Origin of the sequence: Streptomyces tamarix, from assembly GCF_032423885.1 — a bacterium.
GTDB classification, from domain to species: domain Bacteria; phylum Actinomycetota; class Actinomycetes; order Streptomycetales; family Streptomycetaceae; genus Streptomyces; species Streptomyces tamarix.
This window is the reverse complement of the sequence record NZ_JAWCTQ010000052.1, coordinates 1-20,052: the sequence shown is the minus strand read 5'-3', so window position 1 is coordinate 20,052 and position 20,052 is coordinate 1. Positions and strand designations below refer to the sequence as shown.

General features: G+C 76.0%; 14 protein-coding genes. 10 read left to right on the top strand and 4 right to left on the bottom strand.

Features of this window, described 5'->3' with window-relative positions; translation table 11 throughout:
- Nucleotides 1-73: 73 nt before the first annotated feature.
- On the bottom strand, nt 74-3,253 hold the full coding sequence (locus tag RND61_RS28485; protein WP_315881015.1) for a type 2 lanthipeptide synthetase LanM family protein: 3,180 nt from the start codon (nt 3,251-3,253) through the stop codon (nt 74-76).
- 403 nt (nt 3,254-3,656) lie between these two features.
- Between RND61_RS28485 and RND61_RS28480 the strand changes: the two genes are divergently transcribed.
- The 5 genes from RND61_RS28480 (at nt 3,657) to RND61_RS28460 (ending at nt 7,664) form a co-directional block, all read left to right on the top strand.
- Nucleotides 3,657-4,283, top strand: a complete 627-nt coding sequence (locus RND61_RS28480; protein WP_315881014.1) for a helix-turn-helix transcriptional regulator — start codon at nt 3,657-3,659, stop codon at nt 4,281-4,283.
- A 68-nt stretch (nt 4,284-4,351) separates the two neighbouring features.
- Nucleotides 4,352-4,939, top strand: a complete 588-nt coding sequence (locus tag RND61_RS28475) for a LuxR C-terminal-related transcriptional regulator (RefSeq protein WP_315881013.1) — start codon at nt 4,352-4,354, stop codon at nt 4,937-4,939.
- 158 nt (nt 4,940-5,097) lie between these two features.
- Complete coding sequence (locus RND61_RS28470; RefSeq protein WP_315881012.1) at nt 5,098-5,523, top strand: hypothetical protein; 426 nt, start codon at nt 5,098-5,100, stop codon at nt 5,521-5,523.
- A gap of 72 nt (nt 5,524-5,595) precedes the next feature.
- On the top strand, nt 5,596-6,177 hold the full coding sequence (locus RND61_RS28465; RefSeq protein ID WP_315881011.1) for a carbonic anhydrase: 582 nt from the start codon (nt 5,596-5,598) through the stop codon (nt 6,175-6,177).
- Nucleotides 6,178-6,191: 14 nt separating this feature from the next.
- Complete coding sequence (locus RND61_RS28460; RefSeq protein WP_315881010.1) at nt 6,192-7,664, top strand: SulP family inorganic anion transporter; 1,473 nt, start codon at nt 6,192-6,194, stop codon at nt 7,662-7,664.
- Nucleotides 7,665-7,754: 90 nt separating this feature from the next.
- Here the strand turns inward: RND61_RS28460 and RND61_RS28455 are convergent, their stop codons facing one another.
- A complete protein-coding gene (locus tag RND61_RS28455; RefSeq protein ID WP_315881009.1) occupies nt 7,755-10,685 on the bottom strand; it encodes a tetratricopeptide repeat protein in 2,931 nt (976 codons plus the stop codon).
- The gene (locus tag RND61_RS28450; protein WP_315881008.1) at nt 10,682-12,556 is read right to left on the bottom strand and encodes an HSP90 family protein; all 1,875 of its coding nucleotides are present in this window, start codon (nt 12,554-12,556) and stop codon (nt 10,682-10,684) included. The genes RND61_RS28455 and RND61_RS28450 overlap by 4 nt, the downstream gene beginning before the upstream one ends.
- Before the next feature lie 506 nt (nt 12,557-13,062).
- Here RND61_RS28450 and RND61_RS28445 point away from each other — a divergent pair.
- The 5 genes from RND61_RS28445 to RND61_RS28425 all read left to right on the top strand — a co-directional run bounded on the left by RND61_RS28445 (nt 13,063) and on the right by RND61_RS28425 (nt 16,966).
- Entirely contained in the window at nt 13,063-13,554 is a 492-nt protein-coding gene (locus RND61_RS28445) for a cupin domain-containing protein (protein WP_315881007.1), read from the top strand.
- Between the two features lie 202 nt (nt 13,555-13,756).
- Nucleotides 13,757-13,981 carry a hypothetical protein gene (locus tag RND61_RS28440; protein WP_315881006.1) on the top strand — a complete coding sequence of 75 codons (225 nt, stop codon included), beginning with the start codon at nt 13,757-13,759 and terminating at the stop codon, nt 13,979-13,981.
- Between the two features lie 169 nt (nt 13,982-14,150).
- Nucleotides 14,151-15,140 carry a TauD/TfdA family dioxygenase gene (locus RND61_RS28435; RefSeq protein ID WP_315881005.1) on the top strand — a complete coding sequence of 330 codons (990 nt, stop codon included), beginning with the start codon at nt 14,151-14,153 and terminating at the stop codon, nt 15,138-15,140.
- Between the two features lie 54 nt (nt 15,141-15,194).
- Nucleotides 15,195-15,962 (top strand): TSUP family transporter, encoded by a 768-nt coding sequence (locus RND61_RS28430; protein WP_315881004.1) that lies wholly within the window; start codon nt 15,195-15,197, stop codon nt 15,960-15,962.
- A gap of 5 nt (nt 15,963-15,967) precedes the next feature.
- Nucleotides 15,968-16,966, top strand: a complete 999-nt coding sequence (locus RND61_RS28425) for a hypothetical protein (RefSeq protein WP_315881003.1) — start codon at nt 15,968-15,970, stop codon at nt 16,964-16,966.
- Here RND61_RS28425 and RND61_RS28420 read toward each other — a convergent pair.
- A complete protein-coding gene (locus tag RND61_RS28420; RefSeq protein WP_315881002.1) occupies nt 16,930-19,941 on the bottom strand; it encodes an AfsR/SARP family transcriptional regulator in 3,012 nt (1,003 codons plus the stop codon). The two genes, RND61_RS28425 and RND61_RS28420, sit on opposite strands and share 37 nt — an antisense overlap.
- Nucleotides 19,942-20,052 lie beyond the last annotated feature (111 nt).

Genomic DNA, 20,052 nt, shown 5'->3' with positions numbered 1-20,052 from the left:
GTGGTCACCTTTCGCGAGGCGGGCGGGAGAGGGAGGTGCGGGGTCGTGGTGCGGTGCGCCGGGCGGCCGGTGGTCAGCCGCGCCGGTGGGTGTCGAGGAGCAGGACGGAGGGGACCTCGTCCGGGAAGGCGAGCCGGATCAACTGGTGGCCGATGCCGGAGAGGCCGGTGAGCAGGCCCGGGGACGGGACGTGGCCGGGGGTGCCGCAGCGGTGGCCGTACTGTTCGAGGCCGCCGAGCACTTCGCCGGCCCGGCGGGTCAGCGCCTCCCGGGCCCCGTCGTGTCCGCGCGCGGCGAGCGCGGCCAGCAGTTCCAGGGCGCCCGGGGTGCCGTGACGGAGGCTCAGGTCGCCGGGTCGGACGGGGCCGCCGACGAGGCGCACCCACCGGTCGGCGTCCGCGGCCGTGGGCGGCCCCTCGCCGGGCGGCAGGGCGTCCAGGGCGGCCAGGGCGGTGCCGGGCAGGCCCGCGTACCAGCCGAGGCTCGCGTCGCCGCGGGCGGAGCCGGGGTCGCCCCGGTCGGCCGCGAGGGCGGAGCGCAGCAGGGCGGCGCCGGCCGCGGCGCACGGCTCCGGGGCGGACCCCGACGCTCCGGCGGGGTCGGTGGGGTCGGTGGGGAACGCCGCCGCGTACCGCAGCAGGGCCCAGCCCACACCGGCGTCGCCGTGGGCGAAGCCGGGGTCGCCGGAGGGCTTCCCCGCCGGGCCGAGGAGCCGGTCGGCGAGCCGGTGGGCCAGGCCGGCCGCGCCGGGTGCCGCGCCGGTGCGGTGGGCGGCGAGGGCGGCGGCCAGCGCTCCGGCGAGGCCGTCGGCGAGACCGGCGGGCGGTCCGTCCGGGTCGTCGCCGCACGCGGCGTGTTCGAGGGCGTCGAGCGCGGTGGGCAGGTGGGCGAGCAGTCCGTCGTCGAGCAGCGGGGCCAACCGGGCGACGGCGTAGACGATGCCGCCGAGCCCGTGCAGGGCGCCCGGGCCCGCGGCGGCGCCCAGCGCGGGGTCGCCGGCGAGCGCGGCCAGCAGGCCGGGGAGGGGGCGTACGGCCTGCCGGGCGAGGTCGGTGTAGCGCTGCGCGCCGGCGAGGGCGCCGAGCTGGGCGAGGAAGAGGGCGACACCGCAGTAGCCCTGCGCCAGCCCACCGCCCATCGGCAGTACCGCCCAGTGGCCGGGGGCCACCTCCTCCAGGCCCAGCCAGTTGACGCGTCCGCCGCCGTGCACGGCGCGGGCCGCGATCTCGTCGGCGAGGCCGCAGGCCGCGCTCAGCATGCGGGAGGCGTCGGGCGCGACGGGCGCCGCGGGGTGCACGGACAGTTCGGAACGCGGGCCCGACGCGCCGGAGTTGGCCTGGGCGACGGCGAGCGTCGCGTTGACGATCCACTCCTGGTCGTAGCGGTCGACCTCGCCCATCGCCGCGATCTTGCCGCGCGCGGCGTCGAGGGCGGGCCGCGGGAGCACCCCGTCGAGGCGTGCGCCGCGGGCCGTCCACACGGCCGCCTGCGCGGGGCGGTGGCCGAAGAAGGGCACGTCACCGGCCCACAGGTCGGCGATCTCGTGCTCGACGAGCCGCTGCCGGACGGGGTCGTGGGCGGACTCGGTCCACAGCAGGGAGAACACCGACTCCCGCGCGAGGGCGTCACCGAGGACGCCGGGGTGCGTGGACTCCTCCAGGAGGGCGGCGTAGAGGCGGGTGGAGCGGGCGATGAGCCGGCCCCTGCCGTCCGCCCAGCGGTCGAGGAGGCCGGCGAGGAGTTCCCCGCGGTGGGCGGTGATCGTCCCGTAGGCGTCCCGGAACCCCTCCAGGAGGGCGGCGCGGTGGTCGGCGTGCCGGACCGGCCGGGCGTCCGGGACGGGCCGGTTCTGGGCGGCGGCGCTGCGGACCGGGCCGCGCACCATGCGCATCCCGTCCGTGCCGGAACCCTCCCAGCGCATGCCGTCGCTGGGATACGCCTCCCCGTCGGCGCCGCCGAGCCCGGAGATGTCGAGGGCGCCGTTGTCGCCGATGAGCAGGCTGGGCAGCAGGCAGGTGCGGTGGACGGAGGTCCGCAGGGCCTCCGCGGCCGGGTCCGGGCCGGCGGTCGCCGCCTGTGGCAGGTCGGCGTGGAGCAGGGTCTCGGCGTCGACGAGGAGGGGCTGGTCGCCGCAGGCGATGACGTTCTCGTAGTGCATGTCCACGCCGTCGAGCGCGTACAGCAGGGCGAGCAGCGCGCCCTGGCGGCGGTAGAACCGGTCGAGTTCGAGGGGGCCGCGGCACCAGCGGTGCTCGATGAACTCCATCCAGCCGTGGTCGGCCCGGCGGACGGAGCGGGGGGTGCGCAGTCCCAGGCCGGGCGTCTTCCCGTTGAGCCAGGCCACGGCCCGGTCCAGCAGCGTGTGCTGGTCGAGGGGGCGGGGCTTGTAGACGACGGTGCGCCCGCGGGCGAAGTGGAGGAGGGCGACGGACCGGCCGCCCTGGTGGGCGTCGCCGCGGCCGAGGTCGACGCGGACGAGCGGGCCCGGGTCGGTGCCGCCGCACAGCTCCGCCACGACGGCGGGGCGGTCCTCGGCGTAGCGCTCCAGCAACTCGGCCGTGGCCGCCGCCGTGTTGAGGCAGGTCTCGCCCAGCATGCGGGCGAGGACCGGGTAGCGGGCGAGCAGCGCGGCCAGCGCGCCGGGGGTGCGCAGGCCGTCGAGGAAGGCGGCGAACCTGTCCCGCGGGGTGGCGCCGGTCAGCCGGCCGCCGGCACGGGCGTGGTGCAGCTCCGTGACGAGGGTGCGGGCCGCCTGGCGGGCCAGCCGGTCGCCCAGCAGCGCGGTGAACGCCGTGCGGGCCGCGGCGGTGTCGCCGGGGGAGGTGCGGAGCCGTGCGGCGGCGACGGCCCAGGCCGCCGTGACGAGCGGCCGGAGCACCGGCAGGAACACGGCGGGCCCCTCGGCGGGCGCCGCGTCGTCCCGTGTCGGGTGCGGCGCACGGGCCCCGGCGGCCAGGGCGCCCTCGACGAAGCGGGCCCACTCCGGCTTGGCGGCGCGCGCCGCGAGGCGGCCGGCCGGTTCCGCGGCGAGTCCGAGGGCCACGTCCTCGCCGACGCCGAGGGCGGCCAGGCGGCCGGTGAAACCCGCGGCGTCCCCGACGGACCACGGCACCGGGGTGTCCGCGCCGGGCGCGGCGACCGGTGCGGGGGCGTCCGGCGCGGTCAGCCGTTCCCGCAGGGTGAGGCCGGGGGCCCACCAGGCGGAAGGCAGCGGGCCGAGCCGGGTTTCTCGGACGAGGGCGGTGTCAGTCACGGCAACGAAACTCCCAGAGCCCGGCGGCGGGCGCATGGGGGCCTCTCCCCCATATTCCGCGGAGACGCCCCCAGGCCGCGTACGGGGGTGGGGGACGACGCCCGGCGGCCCGTCCGCGCACGGGCTTCCCGGCGCCCGCCGCGGCACCCCGTCCGCCCCGCCGACCCGCCCGCCGTCCCGCCCCGCGGCGGCCCCGGGGCGGCTTTGCGGCGGGGCCCCGGCACCCTCTTCGCGCCGCCGCGGCGTCCTCCCCGCCCGCCCCTGCCGTACCCGCTTCCCCGTCCCGGTCCTCCGGGGTGGGGAGGCGGGCGGAAATGTGGGGGCGGGAGCCCGATGTCCGGCGCGGGGCCCGGCCGGACGCTGGGACCAGTGCCGCAACCACGTCGCATGTTTGGAGGACTCGGTGGGAGAACCCGTGCTCGTCAGCGTCGTCGCCCTGGACCCGGTGCTGGAGGCCGGCATCCGGAGCACTCTGTCGGCGTGTCCGGAGATCGCCCTCACCACCGCGGCGGATGAGCCGCGGGTCGTCGTGATGACCGTCGATCAGGTGTCCCCCTCCGAGCTGGACGCCCTGCGGTCGGTACGTGAGGCCCCGTCCCAGCCGGAGGTGGTCCTCGTCGCCAGTCGGCTGGCCCCCGGGGACGCCCTGCACGCCCTGGCGGCCGGGGCGCGGGGCCTGCTGCGCCGCTGCGAGGCGGACGCCGCTCGGCTCACCCGGGCCGCGCTGGCGGCCGCGCGCGGCGACTGCACCCTGCCGCCCGACCTGCTGGACCGGCTGCTCAAGCACGCGGAGGCCGGCGGCGCGGGCGCCGGCGGATCCTCCCCCGCGTGGGCGGGGGTGAGCCTGGACGACCGGGAGCGGTCGGTGCTGCGCCTGGTCGCGGACGGCCACGAGACGAACGAGATCGCCCGGCGCCTGTGCTACTCGCCCCGTACGGTGACGGCCGTCGTGCACGACATCACGCGGCGGTTCCGGCTGCGCAACCGTGCGCACGCCGTCGCCTACGCGCTGCGGACGGGGCTGCTGTGACGGCGGCGCTCGCCCAGGCCACACCGCCGGCCCCGGCGGCGACAGCGACGGTGGCGACAGCGACAGCAGTGACAGCGGCGACGACGGTGGCGGGCGTGCGGGTGAGCGTGGTGCCGGCCACGGGCCGTTCGGCGGCGACCGGGCGGGTCGGGGCGATGCTGCGCCAGGCGGGCATCGAACCGTCCGCCGGGCCCGGCACGGTCACCGTGGCGGTCGCCGCGACCGTCGAGGAGGCCGTGGCCCTGTGCCCCGGCCCCGGCCACCGGCTCCTGGCGGTCTGTGACACGGTGTCGGCGTCCGGCCTGCGGGACGCGTTGCAATCCGGCGTCCGGGCGGTGCTCCGCTCGTCGGACCTGACGCCCGCGCAGTTGGCGGCCGCCGTGTACGGCGCCTGGCACGGCGACAGCCGCGTACCGTACGCCGCGCTGGTCCAGTTGCTCGGCGGGGCGACCGCCGCGGACCCGCCGCGCCTGACCCCGCGGCAGCACTCGGTGCTGTCCCTGATGGCGGAGGGCCACGGCAACGCGGTGATAGCCCAGACCCTGTCGTGCTCGCCGCACACGGTGAAGAACACCGTGTACGAGCTGATGGGCCGCCTCCAGGCCCGTACCCGCGCCCAGGCCGTGGCCTGCGCCGTCCGCTGGAGCCTGATCTAGTTTTCCGCCAACCCGCGGCGCTTTCCCGTCGGAAATTCCCTCCGTTCACCGTGTCTTCACGGCTCCACCCCCTCAACCGACATTACTCTCCATTGACCATGGCTTTAGATGGCCTTGGTGAAGCCGGAGTCCGTGACCGAGGAAGGGAGGGAGGGCGCATGCGGTCGTCGAAGCCGGTCAGGACGGCCCCGCCCGCCGTCCTGGCCCTCCTCGTCCTGCCCCTGGCGGCCCTCGCCCTCGCCGTCGTGCACCTGCTGGCCCTCGCCGCCCCGGCGCAGGCCCGTGCCGCGGGCCCGTACGCCGGTGCCGAGACGCACCGCGCCCACGCCCCGGCAGCCGGGCAGCAGGCGCTCACCGGGTCGAGGGAGTGCGAGCAGTCCGGAGCCTCCGTCAACGGCGCGACGCGCGGACGCGACCGGCACCGCGCCGGCGCCCACGCGCTCCTCCTCCCGGTGGCCGCCCACCCGTCCTCCGCGGCGGACTCGCCGGAACGCCACCGGTGGGCCGGCCCCGGCCCCCTGCCGCACCGGGAGAGACCCCGCACCGCGCCCACCCAGGCCGACCTCCAGGTCTTCCGCTGCTGAGCGGCGCCGTCCACCCGGTTCTGTCTCCGTCGGTCCGACGCGCCATCGCGGCGCGCCAGGAGGAATCACCTGATGCAGCCCCTCATCGACAACGCCCGTACGTTCGGACGGCGCCCTGAGGAGTTCGCCAAGCTCGCCGAAGGCCAGTCGCCCGAGGTCCTCTTCGTCACCTGCTCCGACTCGCGGGTCGTCCCCGCCCTGATCACGGGCGCCCGCCCCGGCCAGCTCTTCGAGCTGCGCACCGCGGGCAACATCGTTCCCCCGTACGCCACCGGCCGGCCCACCGGCGAGGCGGCCACGATCGAGTACGCCGTCGAGGTCCTCGGCGTGCGCGACGTGGTGGTCTGCGGCCACTCCCACTGCGGTGCCGTCGGCGCGCTGGTCCGGGGCGACGACCTCAGCTCCGTACCGGCGGTGCGCGAATGGCTGGCGCACGCCGCGCCCGAGCCGGCGCCGGGACCGGCCGACGACCCGGCCGTCGCCGAGGCCGTACAGCACCACGTGCTGGCCCAACTGCTGCGGCTGCGCTCGTACCCGTGCGTCGCGCGGCGCCTGGAGGACGGCCGGCTCAGACTGCGCGGCTGGTACTACGAGGTGCACACGGGGGCCGTGCGGGAGCACCGCGCGGACACCGACGCCTTCGAGTCCCTGTGAGGCGGGAGATCACCGTGCTGTCCCGTTTCCCCCACCTGCGGCAGGACTTCGCCGCCTCCCTCGTCGTGTTCCTCGTCGCCGTCCCGCTGTGCCTGGGCGTCGCCGTCGCCTCCGGTGTGCCCGCCGAGCTCGGCCTGGTCACCGGCATCGTGGGCGGCCTCGTCACCGGCCTGATGCGCGGCAGCAGCATCCAGGTGTCCGGACCGGCCGCGGGCATGACCGTGCTCGTCTTCGAGGCCGTCCACGAGTTCGGCCTGCCCGCCCTCGGCGTGATCGTGCTGCTGGCGGGCGCCCTCCAGATCGCCCTGGGCGCGCTGGGGTGGGGCCGCTGGTTCCGGGCCATCTCGGTGTCCGTCGTGGAGGGCATGCTCGCCGGCATCGGACTCGTCATCATCGCCGGCCAGTTGTACGCGGCCGCCGGGGTGGAGGCGCCCGCCTCCGGACTGGACAAGATCACCGGCCTGCCCGGCGCGGTCGTGGAGGTCGCCGGCAGCGGTTCGGCGCTGGTCTCGCTCGCCGTCGGCGCGGGCACCATCGCCGTGATCGTGCTGTGGCAGCGCCTGCCGAAGCGGGTCCGTACGGTGCCGGGCGCGCTCGCCGCGGTCGTCCTGGCCACCGCCGCCACGCAGCTGTTCGCGCTGCCGGTGGCGACCGTGGAGGTGGCCGGGTTGCTGGACGCCGTCCAGCCGCCCGGCCTCGACGCCTTCGGGAAGCTGGGCGACGTCGCCCTGCTCGGCACCGTCCTGGCGTTCGCGCTGATCGCGTCGGCGGAGTCGCTGTTCAGCGCGGCGGCCGTGGACCGGCTGCACGACGGGCCGCGCACCCAGTACGACAAGGAGCTGATCGCCCAGGGCACGGGCAACGCGGTCTGCGGCGTGCTCGGCGCGCTGCCGATGACCGCGGTGATCGTCCGCAGCTCGGCCAATGTGCAGGCGGGCGCGCGGACGAAGGCGTCCCGGGTGCTGCACGGCGTCTGGCTGCTGCTGTTCGCGGCGCTGCTGCCGGCCGCCCTGGGGCTCATCCCCCTGGCGGCACTCGCGGGCATCCTCGTCCACGCGGGCTGGAAGCTGATCCCGCTGCGCGCCGTCGTCTCGCTGTGGCGCGCGCACCGCGGGGAGGCGCTGATCCTGGTGGTGACGGCGGTGGCGATCGTCGCGGTGAACATGTTCGAGGGCGTGCTCATCGGCCTCGCCCTGTCCGTCGCGAAGGCCGCGTGGGACGCGTCGCACATCAGGGTGGCGGTCGTCGACGAGGGCGTCGGCCCCGTCCGGGCCCGTCTGTCCGGCAACGCGACCTTCCTGCGCCTGCCGAAGATCCTGGACACCCTGGAGTCCCTCCCCCACGACCGTCCGGTCGAACTGGACCTCTCGGGTCTCCACCACCTCGACCACGCCTGCCGCACGGCCCTGGAGAACTGGTCGGAACGCCACAGCGCGATGCTCGCCGAGCCGGTCAGACCGCCGGAGCCGGAACCCTCCCCCCTGTGACCGCGGCGGGGCCCGGCCGTCCCCGGGCCCTGCCGCTCCCCCCGGCGTCGGGTGTGGGCGCCCGGCCCCACCGGGCCGGGCGCCCCGCCTTCAGTCCTCCCGTACGAACGCGTCGAGGGCGCGGCGCAGTCGTGTCAGCACCTGGCGGGCCTCCTCCGTGTCAACGGTGTCGAGCTCCGCCACGAGGGCGCGCAGACGCGTCGTGGCCTCGGGCGCGCGGCCCAGGTCCCGGTCGAGCCACGCCGCGTGGACGGCGCAGCGGACGCGTTCCCCGACCGCGTCCGGGCCGAGGGCGGCGAACGCCTCCTCCGCCCTGCGCAGCAGGTCCACCGCCTCGCGGCGCACCGCACCGGCCGACTCCCCGCCGCCCCCGCCTGCGTCGTCTTCGGCGTCTTCGTCGAGTCCGTCCAGCAGCAGTCGCGCCGTCTGCGCCCAGGTGTGGGCGCGCTCCGCGAGCAGCACCGGCTCCTCGCCCTCCACGGCCGCCAGCGCCCGGGCCATCAGCTCCCTCGCCGCCTCCCGGTCGCCGCGCCCCGCTTCCAGCCAGGCCGCGGAACGCAGCGCCCGGGCCAGCGGGGCCGGGTCGCCCACGGCCGCCCACAGTTCGACGGCCCGGTGGTACGCGGCGACCGCCTCGTCGCGCAGACCGCCCGTCTGCGCCAGGCACTCGGCGGCGAGCGTCGCCAGTTGGGCGTGCGCCCCCTGGTGGTCCCAGCCCCGGGCGACCTCGGCCGCGAGGAGGTACTGCTCCGCCGCCGCCCGGTGGTCACCGAGCGCCCGCAGGTTCCGCGCCAGGACGTCGCGGGCCCGTACGGCCTGCTCGTCGCCGTGCTCCAGCAGGTCGGGCAGGGCCGACTCCAGCACCTCGGCGGCCTCGGCGGACCGCCCCGCCTCGCCGAGGGACTCCGCGAGCACCAGCCGCGCGTACGCCCCGGCGCCGGCGGAGTCGCCCGCCGCGTCGTACCAGTGCGCCGCCTCCAGGGCGTATCCGGCGGCCTCCGCCTCCTTGCCGTCCTGCGCGTACAGCGCCTCGGCCAGGGTGAGGCGGACCCCCGCCAGTTCGTGCGGGGCGGTGAGCTCGGCGCCGTACGCGTACGCCTCCCGCGCGGACTCCTCCGCCTCCGCGGCCCGGCCGACTCTCAGCAGGAGTCGGGCCCGGGTGGTGAGGGGGGCGACGGCCTCCCAGGGGTGGCCGGCCGCGAGGGTGCGCCGCGCGGCCCGGGTCAGCAGTTCGTCGGCGGTCGCCGGGTCGCCCGCCCGCCACGCCAGGTCGGCGCGGGTCTCGTCCGCCTCGGCGAGCAGGTCCTCCACGCCGTCGCCCGGCGCGTCGGGGTACGGCGCGAACCGCTCCTCGAACGCGGCGAGGCCGGCGTCGAGACGGGCGGCGCCGTGGTCGTCCGCGTCGTGGTCCAGCATCGCCTCCAGCTTCGCGCGCAGGAGCGCGGCCGCGGCGACGCGGCGGATCCGCACCGGGTCGGCCGGGTCGAGCGCCTCCGCGGAGGCGGCGGCGGTCGCGAGAAGGGCGCGCGCCTCCTCGGGTTCCGCGCCGGCCCGTATCGCCGCGGTGGCGGCGCGGAGTTCGGCCAGCACGGCCCGGCCCGGTGCGCCCGCGGCCCGGTAGGCGGCGGCGACCCGCTCGAACAGCTCACGGGCCGACGCGTCGTCGGCGCGTCCGGCGGCGAGGGCCCGCTGGTCCAGGAGGTCCGCGGCGAGCAGCGGGTCGGGCGTGGCGCCCGACCGTGCGACGAGGGCGGCCACCCGCTCCCAGACGACGTCGGCGCGCGGATGCCCGTCGGTACGCAGCCGCCGCGCCTCGGCGACCAGATCGGGCAGCGCGGCCCCGTCCTCCCGTACGGGGCCGGGCGCCGTGGCCGGGACTGGCGCCGCGACCGCGGGCACCGGGCGCGCCGCCCGCACGCCGAGCGGCAGGGCTGCCAGCAGGGGCCCCTGCTCCAGCCGGGCCTTCAGCCGGCCGGAGACCACGGTGCTGCCGTTGCGCGCGTCGAAGCGGGCGGCGATCGCCGCGGCCTCCGCGTCGAGGAGGTCGTGCAGGTCCCGCACGGTGCACTGCCGCCCGGCGTACGGGACGGCCGGCTGGTCGCCTGTGTCGAGGGCGAGCAGCCGGCGGAGCAGGACGAGCGTGCCCGTCAGCAGGTGAAGCCGGGCCCACGGGTTGCCGTCCGAGGCGAGGTGGGAGGCGTGCTCGGCGAGCAGTTCGAGGCCGCGGGCCTCGTTGCCGGTGAGGGCGCAGAACTCGATGTGCAGGCCGGTCGACGGCAGGAGGCTCTCGTTGCCGCGGACCATGCGGTAGCCGCGCAGGTGGTTCGCGCGCGCCTGGTCGACGCGGCCCGTGCGCACCAGCGGCAGCAGGGACTCGGCGAGGACGCGGTGCGGTTCCTCCATGCAGCTCTTCGTGCCGTCGAGGACGGGCGCCCAGGTGCGCAGCGCCTTGTCGTCGTCGCCCCGGCTCAGCCAGTAGGAGCCCTGGTCGTTGAGTTCGCAGGCGTGGCAGTTGGCCATCGGGTCGCGGTCGGCCGCCGTCCACGCGGCGAACGCGCGCGCCGCCCTGCCCGTGTCGCCCGTGTCGTCGGCGAGTTCGAACTCGGCCTGGCGGACGGCCCGCTCGGTGTACCCGGCGGTGCGGTAGCGGCGCTCCATCTCAGCGAGCCACTGCTCCATGGTGGCCAGCGGGACCTCCGGGAGCGTCAGCATGCCGGAGCTGACCCACTTGAACATCCAGTGGAACGTGTGGGTGTCACCGCTGTCGAAGGCGGACGGGTCGCGGTCCCACTCCTGGAGGAGGCGGGCGAACGGGACGAGCATCCTGCCGCGTTCGGTGCTGTACTCGTACGCCCGGATGACGCCGAACAGGGCGTGGCGCAGCAGGTCGCGGTCGCCGGTGGCCTCGGCGGCGGCGACCAGTTCCTCGGCGCGGGCGTTGCGGAGGAGGCCGTTCGGGGCGCGGTCGTTCTCCCACAGGGCTCGGCGTACGGCCTCGGGCGAGTGCTCGGCGGCGGTCACTGGTCGTCCTCCTGGGGGTCGCGGGCGGTGGTGGTCGGGTGCGTCGCCCATTCCAGGAGCCCGAGGAAGGCCCGGTTGAGCAGGGACGTGTCGGCGGGGCGCAGGGGGCGCTGCGCCATGAGCAGGGCCTGCCCGTACAGGGACTCGACGGCCGTGCCGGCCAGTTCGGCGTCGGTGATCGCCGCGATGCGGCGGACCAGGGGGTTGTTGTGGTTGAGGACGAGGCGGGCGCGCGGGGCGGCGCCGCGCAGGGCGCCGAGGATGTCGCTCCACAGCGGGTCGGCGCCCTCTTCGGCGGCGGCGCGGTCGCGTTCGTGCCGGGCCTCACGGTCGTCGAGGTAGAGCGCCGGGACGGTGACCGGCTGGTAGGCGCGCAGGGCGACGTCGCAGCCGAGGGCGTCGAGCCGGGCCCGGGCGGTGGCGAGGAACCCGGAGAGGGCCAGCTCCCGCCGGGGGTCGACGGGGTCGAGGTGGGCCGTGACGGCTCCGGCGTCGAGCTCGCCGACGGTGACGCCCTCCCTGACCTGCGGGAGCAGGGCGATGAGGTCCGTGTCGTACGTGTAGCCGCCGTTGACGACGCCGAGGCCGTGCGCCGCGGCGATGGGCGAGACCTGGCGGAACTCCTCCACGGTGCGGGTGAAGTGCACGTGGGGGTGGGCACGGACGAACTCGTCCAGGGTGACCTGGCCGTCACTGGTCTCGAACGGCAGCCACGGCAGCATCAACCGGAACAGCTCGGCGTCGTGCCGCGCCATCGACTTCACGCCGAGGTGGTGGACGGAGAGGAAGGCCGCCAGCCGGTCGGGGTCACCGGCGGCGAGCTCGGCCAGCCACTCGCGGATGCGGCCGCCCAGCGCGTCGCGCACGGCGGCGAGGGTCTCGTCGTCGTACAGGTTCTCGCGGGACGCGGTGGGACGCAGCGTGTCGGTGTCGAGGACGACGCGGACGAAGAACGCCCAGTCGGGCAGCAGGTTGTCCGCCCGGTCGGTGAGGAGCATGCCCTTGAGGTAGACCCGGTGGGCGGCGCGGCCGGCGGGGCTGGTGGCGGACGGCAGGACGTACGCCACGCCCCGTACGCCGGCGACGGGCAGGTCCAGGTCGACGGAGTCGAGCGGGGTGAACCCGAAGACGCGCGCGCAGTGCCCGGCGAGGGCGACGCGGCGGGCGGTGGGCGTCGGGTACGGCCGGTCCCACACGGCGGGCCGCTCGGTCAGCGGCCGGTCGGTGGCGTCCGGGCCGGTGAAGGTGACCTCGTACGGCAGCAGCGACCCGAAGTCCCCGGCCAGTTCGGCGACGCGCTGGGGGTCGGTCCACTCCTCGGCGCCGGGCCGGGGCTCCAGGCGGACGGTGGTGCCGGGTTCGGGGCGCGCCTCGTCGGGGAGGGTCCGCACGGTGTACGAGCCGTCGTCGCCGGCCAGCCACTCCACAGGCGGCTCGTCGGGCTTGCGGGCCGACCGGGACACGACGCGGATCTGCCGGGCGACGACGAAGCAGGCGAGCAGCCCGATGCCGAACTGGCCGAGGAACTCCTGTCGGGCGCTGTCGAGCGCGTCGCGCTTGGAGCTGCGGCCGATGGTGGCGAGGAGCGTGTGCACCTCCTCGGCGGTGAGCCCGACGCCGGTGTCCTCCATGACGACGGCGTCGCCGGTGGCCGTGAGCCGGATGCGGGTGGGCGCCGACGGGTCGTGGGCGAGCCGCGCGGTGACGGCGTCCACGGCGTTCTGCAGCAGCTCGCGGACGTAGACGCGGGGGCTGGAGTACAGGTGGTGCGACAGCAGGTCCACCAGACCCCGGAGGTCCACCTGGAAGGTGTTGACGGAGGGCGCGGACGGCTCGGGCGAGCCGGGCGTTTCGGGTGAGGCAAGGTTCATGGGCAGCTGGGAGCAGCCGCGCGGCCCCGGACGGCGGCCGCGGGTGCGGGTCGGGCGATCGCGGGGTCCCCCCCTCACGATGCGCAATGGGCCCGGCCCGGTCTCGGTGGCGCGCGGGGCGCGGCACCGGGAAGGACTCGGAATTGACGACCATGGTAGGGACCGCCACTGACATTGCCCAGGAGGTTTCCCCTCCCACCTGCGGGAAGTCCCGCCCCCACCCGCCGAGGAGCTGCGGGAGGTCCACGTCCCGGCACCACGTCCCGGCACCACGTCCCGCGCCGCACGGGGAAGGACCTCGTACGTGAACGGGCCGGCCGCCGGGCACCCGGACCGGTCGCCCGGCACCCCGGCCGGCCGTCGCCAGCGCGGTGCCGCGCCCCGCCCGGGCCCCGGCTCCCGGCGTCGGTCGCGGGCCGCCGCACCGCGCGTCCCGAAAACCCCGGTGACGGGAGCGGCCCCGATGGGTGAGAGTGCGGTGAGCCCCGTCTCGTGAAGGAGTTGCCGTGTCCTATCCGCAGCCGCGCTACCTCGGTGACGGCGGAGAGATCAACGCGGTGTTCAGGTCCGCCGACACCGCGCCCGACGTCGTCTCCCCCTCGGGCACCACCACCCACTACCTCGCCGGCCATGCCCTGACGGGCGGCGAGTTCGGCCTGTACAAGGTCGACATGGGCCCGAAGGCGCCGGGCGCCCGGACCCACTTCCACCGCACGATCTCCGAGTCGTTCTACGTCCTGTCGGGCGAGGTCCGGCTGTACGACGGGGACCGCTGGGTCACCGGGCGCCAGGGCGACTTCCTGTACGTGCCGGTCGGCGGACTGCACGCCTTCAAGAACGACTCCGACGACCCGGCGTCGATGCTGATGCTGTTCTCCCCCGGCGCGCCGCGCGAGGAGTACTTCGAACGGATCGCGGAGTTCGCCCAGCGCGGTCGCGAGGAGCTGCGCGACTTCCAGCTCCGCCACGACAGCTACTTCCCCGACATGCTCGACTAGGCCGGTCGCGCCCGCCGGGCGCCGCCGGGCCCGCCGCCGGTTCCGGCGGGACGGGGGCGGGCCCCCGGGGCGGTGGCGACGACCGCGGCGGCCGGCCCGCCCGGCGCCCCGGCGGCGGCCGTGCCACCCGAGCCGTACGCCGCCCGGGCGGCACGAGGGCGAGCCGCACGCCCGGCGCGGCCCGGGATCCTATGCTCGACGGATGGACACCCTGAAGTGCACCCAGTGCGGGGCCGTCGACCTGGAACCCGGATTCATCGAGGACGACGGCGAGCACTCCCGCGGCTACGCCCGCTGGATCGCCGGTCCCCTGGAGCGCGGCATGCTGGGCGGCGCCAAACGCATGGGCCGCCCCCGCTGGCAGATCGACGCCGCCCGCTGCCCCCAGTGCGGCCACCTGGAGCTGTTCGCGCGCGAGCGCGCCTGACGGCCCGGCCGGTCGCCCCGCCCGACGGCCCCGGCCCCCTCGCGCGACGCCGGGTGTCGGCCGCGGACATCGTTCCGACACGGGGTGAACACCGAAGCGGCACCGGTCGCCCCTAGCGTCTTCCCCGCCTACTCGACCAGGCACGTGACCGTGGGGAAGGAAGCGAACGATGAGCGTGAGGACTCAGGCGTCCGGCGAGTACCGCCTGCGGGGGGCCGAGGCGACCCGGATCTGGGAGCTGGCCACGAAGGCGGCCGGGCTTGAGGGCGCCGCGACGGTGGACCTCGCGAACCTGCTGCTCGACATGCCGGCGGAACTGCGCAGGACACTGATCGATTTCTCGGGCGGCGCGTCCCCGCAGGGCGTGGTGCTCGTCCGTGGCCTGCCCGTGGGCGACGTGCCCGCCACCCCCCGGGAGCACGGGGGCCAGCGGCTGGGGCCGCACGGCACGACCGGGCTGCTGACGCTGGTCGCCGACCTGCTGGGAACCCTCATCGGTTACGAGGACGAGAAGTCCGGTGCGCTGATCCACGAGGTGCACCCCGTCCCCGGCGAGGAGCAGCGCATCGAGAACAGCGGCGCGGTGGCCTTCGACTTCCACACGGAGAACGTGCACCACCCGCTGCGTCCGGATTTCCTGGGGCTGCTGTGCCTGCGGCAGGACCACGAGGGGGTCGCGGCGACCCGGGTGGCGTCCATACGCCACGCGTACCCGCTGCTGACCTCCCGGCAGCGGGAGCTCCTGCGCATGCCCGTCTTCAGCAGCGCCTACCCGACGTCGTTCTCCCGCAACATCGCCGGCCCGCGGCCGGCCTCCGGCCCTCACCCGGTGCTCTTCGGCGAGGAGCCCGACCTCTTCATGCGGTTCAACTCGCACACCACCACCGCCGTCGACCCCGAGGCCCGCGCCGCCCTGAAGGCCCTGTCCGAGGCGCTCGAAGAGGTCTGCCAGGAGTTCGTGCTCGCCCCCGGCGACCTCGTGGTGGTCGACAACCACATCGCGGCGCACGGCCGCTCGGCGTTCACCCCCCACTTCGACGGCCGGGACCGCTGGCTGCGCCGCTGCTACTCGCTGCGGGCGATCCCCCGCTGGACGGAACGGATGATGCCCCGGCCCCGCGTGCTGCCCGAACTGGCGCAGATCTCCGGGGTGTTCTGACAGCGATGGCGGGATCGGGCGGCGACGGACAGTGAACGAGCAGGGGGTTGGGCCTTGGATGCTGTAGGAGTGGGCGGGCTGCTGGCCGCGGCGGCGGCCGCGGGCTGGGTGGACGCCGTGGTGGGCGGGGGCGGGCTCGTCCTCATCCCGGCGCTGATGGTCGCCTTCCCCCATCTGCCCCCCGCCGTGGCGCTGGGCACGAACAAGCTCACCGCCATCACCGGCACCACCGTCGCGGCCGTCACGTACGCGCGCCGCACCAAGCTGGACCGCTCCGTCGCCCTGCCGGCGGCCGGCCTGGCCGTGCCGGCCGCCGGCTTCGGGGCGCTGTCCGCCTCCTCCCTGCCCGCCGACTGGTTCAGACCGGTCATCATGGCGCTGCTCATCGCGGTGGCGGCCTTCGTCGCGGCGAAGCCGAGCTTCGGCGCCCTCCAGGACGCGGACGCGGTCAGCCGGCGCCGGAAACTGTTCGTCGTCGCCCTCGCCGGCTGCGGGATCGGCTTCTACGACGGCATCTTCGGCCCCGGCACCGGCACGTTCCTCATCATGGTGTTCACCAGCCTGCTGTCCCTGGAGTTCCTCCAGAGCTCGGCGCTGGCGAAGGTCGTCAACGTCGGCACGAACCTCGGGGCGCTCGCCGTGTTCGCCGCCCAGGGCCAGGTGCTCTGGCTCCTCGGAGCGGCCATGGCCGTCTGCAACGTCGCGGGCGCGCGCGTCGGGGCGAAGACCGCGCTGCGCCGCGGTTCCGGTTTCGTCCGCACCGTGCTGCTCGTGGTCGTGGCCTGCATGGTCGTCAAACTGGGCTTCGACCAGTTCGGGTGAGGCGTATGACCGGGAGGTGTGCGACGGGTGCGGCACGGGGCTTCGACCCCGGGGGGAGGGACCTGCCCAACAGCGCCGAGCTGTCGGAGCGGTACGACCCCGACCGGCTGCGCGCCGAGCTCGTGCGGCTGACCGGGCGGTACGGGTCCCCGCTGTCCGCCGCCGTCGGGCGCCGGGTGCTGCCGCTGATCAGCCCCGGCGGGGACGTGCGCCGCGTCGACCCCGGCGGCCCCGGCCTCCAGGACTTCCTGCCGACCCGGTGGCTCCCCTGCCTCCCGTCGGTCCAGGACATCCTGGCCCGGCTGCCCGCCCCGCCGCGCGGTGTGCGGCTCATCGCCCTGTCGCCCGGTACGAGGTACACGCACCTGCAGTCGGCGAAACTCGGTCCGCCGTGGGGCCTGTGCCGCCTCCACCTCCCGGTCGTCGGCGGGCCGGGGACCCGGACCGTCTTCCCGCGGGAGACCCTCACCTGGACGCCGGGAACCGTCTGGTTCTCGGCCGCCTGGCGGGCCCACGCCCTGGTCAACGACGAGGGGCACGAGACCGTCCAGCTCCTGGTGGACGTGTGTCACACCGCGGAGCTGGCCGCGCTGTTCCCCAGGGCCCTGCGGCGGCTGCTCACGGGGCCGGGCGTCCTCGTGCACCGGCCGGAGGTGCCGCTGCCGCCGGAGGGCCTGCGCGCGTACCGGTGCCGCTTTCCCCTGCCGGAGACGTTCGCCAACTGGGAGCAGCCCGGCCACCGGCTTCCCGGGACCGCCGGACGGACGACCGTGCGGGCGGAGGTCGACGTACGTGCGGGGACCCCCCTGCTGGTCCTCGCCGGCCGCCCCTTCTGCGCGCTGCAACACCTCGGGGCCGGGGAGTTCCGCTTCCGCGGGTGGAGCGACGAACGGACCCTGCAGGTCGTCCCCGGGCACGACGGGGAGCGGCACCGGGTGGTGCTCCGCGCCCGGGAGGGCCGCGACACCTACGTGGTGGAGCTGCCGGCCACCTCCGCGGAGTGACCGGCGAGGGCGTCCAGGAAGCGCCGCAGGCGCAGCGGGGCCCGCATCCGGCGGCACAGGGCCGCCCCGGTCCGCAGCAGGGCCACCGACCCGGCGGCGTCCCCGGCGGCCCTGCGCGCGGCGGCGAGGCTGAGGAGCACCTCGGACTCCAGCAGCGGGTCCTGGATGCTCCGGGCGAGGTCCAGCGCCTGCCGTAGCCGCTCCTCGCCCTGCGGGAGCCCGCCGCGGCGCACGTCCACCGTGCCCAGCCCCAGCAGCGCGGCGCAGCGCCCGCTGAGGTCCCCCAGCGCCGTGGCGTCCCGCAGTCCCCTCCCGTACGCCTCGTACGCCGGGCCGAGCCGCTCCTCCGCCAGGTGGAGGTCGGCCTGGCTGAGGCGCACCTGTGCCGCGCTGCGCCCGTGGAAGAACGTCACGAGGCGCTCGGCGTCCCGCAGGAAGGCCCTCGCCTCCTCGCGCCGTCCCCGTTCGAGCTCCGTCTGGGCCATCCAGCGCACCACCTGCGCCTGCGCCTCCAGGTCTCCGGCGGCGCGGAGGAGCGGGAGGCACTCCTGCCAGCGGGCGAGGGCCCGTTCGGGCCTTCCCAGGACGCGGTCGGCGCACGCGGCCTTGCGCAGCGCCAGCGCGTACCCGTGGCAGTCCCCGACCAGGTGGAACAGCCGTCGGGACTCCTCCAGCAGGGGGACGGCGCGGTCGTACTGGCGCCGCGTGAGGTACAGGTCGCCGAGGCCGAGGAGCAGGACCGCCTCGCCCCTCCGGTTGCCCTGCCGCCGTACGGCGGCGAGGGCGCCGTCGTGGGTGAGGAGCCAGTCGTCGAAGTGGAACCGGACGCTGAACAGGCAGCGGGACGTGGCCGCCAGGTCCCAGGCCAGCTCGTCCTGTCCGAGCTCCGCCGTCTGGAGGCACAGCGCGGTGATGGTGGGCCGGTCCGCCTCGTACCACCCGAGGGGGTCGCCGGTCGTCCTCTCGACGACGTCGGACGGCACCGACGACAGGGAGGCGGTGCCGTGGACGACGGTGAAGTCACCGCCGCAGATCCTGCGGTGGGCGATGCCCGCGAGCGCGAGGGTGGTCTCCGCGACCCGCTGGACGGCGGCCTCCCACTCCACCTTCGGTTCCGCCTCGCGCAGGCACTCCAGGGCGAACAGCCGCACGAGGTCGTGGAGCCGGTACCGCGGCCGTGTGCTGCCGGGCGGGCTGATGACGTCCACGAGCCGCGTGTCCAGCAGCTCGTCGAGGAGGTCCTCCGCCTCGGTGAGCGGCGCGTCCAGGAGGGGCGCGCAGACCCAGTCGGAGAAGTCGGGCACCTCCAGCAGCGCCAGTCGGCGGAACAGCTTCCGCGCGGCCGGGCTCAGCCCCTGGTGGGAGAGTTCGAGGGTGCTGCGCACCGCCAGGCTCTCGTGGGTCAGCTCGTCGAGCCGGCGCCGCTCGTCGGCCAGGCGCGCGGCGGCCTTGTGCAGCGGCCAGTGGGGCTTCGAGGCCAGTTTGGCTCCGACGATCCGCACGGCGAGCGGCAGGCGGCCGCAGTACTCGACCAGTTCGTCGGAGGTGTGGGGCTCGGCGGCGAGGCGTTCGTCACCGACCAGCCTCCTGAGGAGCTCGTGCGCGTGCCGCCGGCCGAAGACGCCCAGTTCCAGCACCCGCGCGTTGGGAACGGTCGTCATCCTGGACCGGCTGGTGACCAGCACACCGCAGCTTCCCGTGCCGGGCAGCAGGGGGACGACCTGTCGCGCGTCGCCGGCGTTGTCCAGGACGAGGAGCATGCGCCGGCCGGCGATGAGGCTGCGGAACAGGGCGGCGCGCTCGTCCAGGGACCCGGGGATGGCGGCGCCCGAGAGTCCGAGCTCGCGCAGGAAGCGCGCCAGGGCCTCCTCGGCGGACACGGGATGGGTGTCCAGGCCGCGGAGGTCGACGTAGAGCTGCCCCTCGTCGAACACGGACCTCAGGCGGTGCGCCACGTGTACGGCGAGGGCCGTCTTGCCCGTGCCGCCGGGGCCCACGACCAGCGCCACGGGCGTGGTCGTGCCGCCCGGGGCGAGCACCTCCAGGAGGTGGCGCGTCTCGTCCTCGCGGCCGACGAACTCCCCGAGGTCGCCCGGTAACTGGCAGGGGACCTTCGGCTGCCCGGCGGCGGGCCGCGCCGGCCGTGCGGGCGGGTGGTGGGCCGGGGAGGCGGCCGGCACCGCGGGCGGCTCGGGTTCGGGGGTGTCGCGGCCCTCCGCGCCGTGGAGCAGCCGTTCGTGCGCGCGGCGCAGTTCCGGCCCGGGGGACACGCCCAGTTCGTCCCTGAGGAGCCGGGCCGTGTCGTGGTAGAGCCGGAGCGCGTCGGCCCGGCGGCCGGAACGGGACAGGGCGAGCATCAACTGGGCGCGCGGCCGCTCCAGCAGCGGATGCTGCTGGACGAACAGGGACAGCCCCGAGATCAGGTCCTCGTACAGGCCGAGGCTCAGTTCCGTGTCGAAGCGGGCCTCGTGCGCGGCGATACGTTCCTCCTCCCACCGCCGCAGCTCCGGCTGCCACGCCCGGCTCGCGGCGCCGGACAGGACGGGGCCGCGCCAGAGGGCGAGCGCGGACCTCAGTGCGGCGAGGGCGCGCCGGGGGTCGTCCGCCTCCTGGTGGCGGCGGGCCTCCTCACGGAGTTCCCGGAAGGCCAGGGTGTCCAGCCAGACGCCGTCCGTGACGAAGCGGTAGCCGGGCTGCTGGGTGACGAGGACGTCCTGTTCCACCCCCATCTGCCGGAACGTCCGGCGCAGCCGGGAGACGCAGGCGGCGATCTGGTTGGCCGGGTCGGCCGGCATGGCCTCCTCCCAGACGCTGTCCGCGAGGTGCTGGAGGGAGACCACCTCGTTCGCCCGCAGGAGGAGGGTCCCCAGGACGGTGCGCAGGCGCGGCGCCGACACCGCGTGCGGCCGGCCGTCGTAGCGGATCTCCATGGGGCCGAGTAACCGCAGCTCCAGCTTCCGTCCGGTCGATGGCATGGTCCCCCCGGCTACGTGCCGACTACGGGGAATCATCATAGGGAAGGGCGCGAACAGAACGTAACGCTGTGTGTTGTCAATCATGTGAACGGTGCCGTGCGGCAACGGAAA

Coding starts and splice junctions, on each gene's coding strand:
- RND61_RS28420 (WP_315881002.1), bottom strand. CDS start 19,941: ATGCCATCGACCGGACGGAAGCTGGAGCTGCGGTTACTCGGCCCCATG.
- RND61_RS28435 (WP_315881005.1), top strand. CDS start 14,151: ATGAGCGTGAGGACTCAGGCGTCCGGCGAGTACCGCCTGCGGGGGGCC.
- RND61_RS28425 (WP_315881003.1), top strand. CDS start 15,968: ATGACCGGGAGGTGTGCGACGGGTGCGGCACGGGGCTTCGACCCCGGG.
- RND61_RS28470 (WP_315881012.1), top strand. CDS start 5,098: ATGCGGTCGTCGAAGCCGGTCAGGACGGCCCCGCCCGCCGTCCTGGCC.
- RND61_RS28450 (WP_315881008.1), bottom strand. CDS start 12,556: ATGAACCTTGCCTCACCCGAAACGCCCGGCTCGCCCGAGCCGTCCGCG.
- RND61_RS28465 (WP_315881011.1), top strand. CDS start 5,596: ATGCAGCCCCTCATCGACAACGCCCGTACGTTCGGACGGCGCCCTGAG.
- RND61_RS28440 (WP_315881006.1), top strand. CDS start 13,757: ATGGACACCCTGAAGTGCACCCAGTGCGGGGCCGTCGACCTGGAACCC.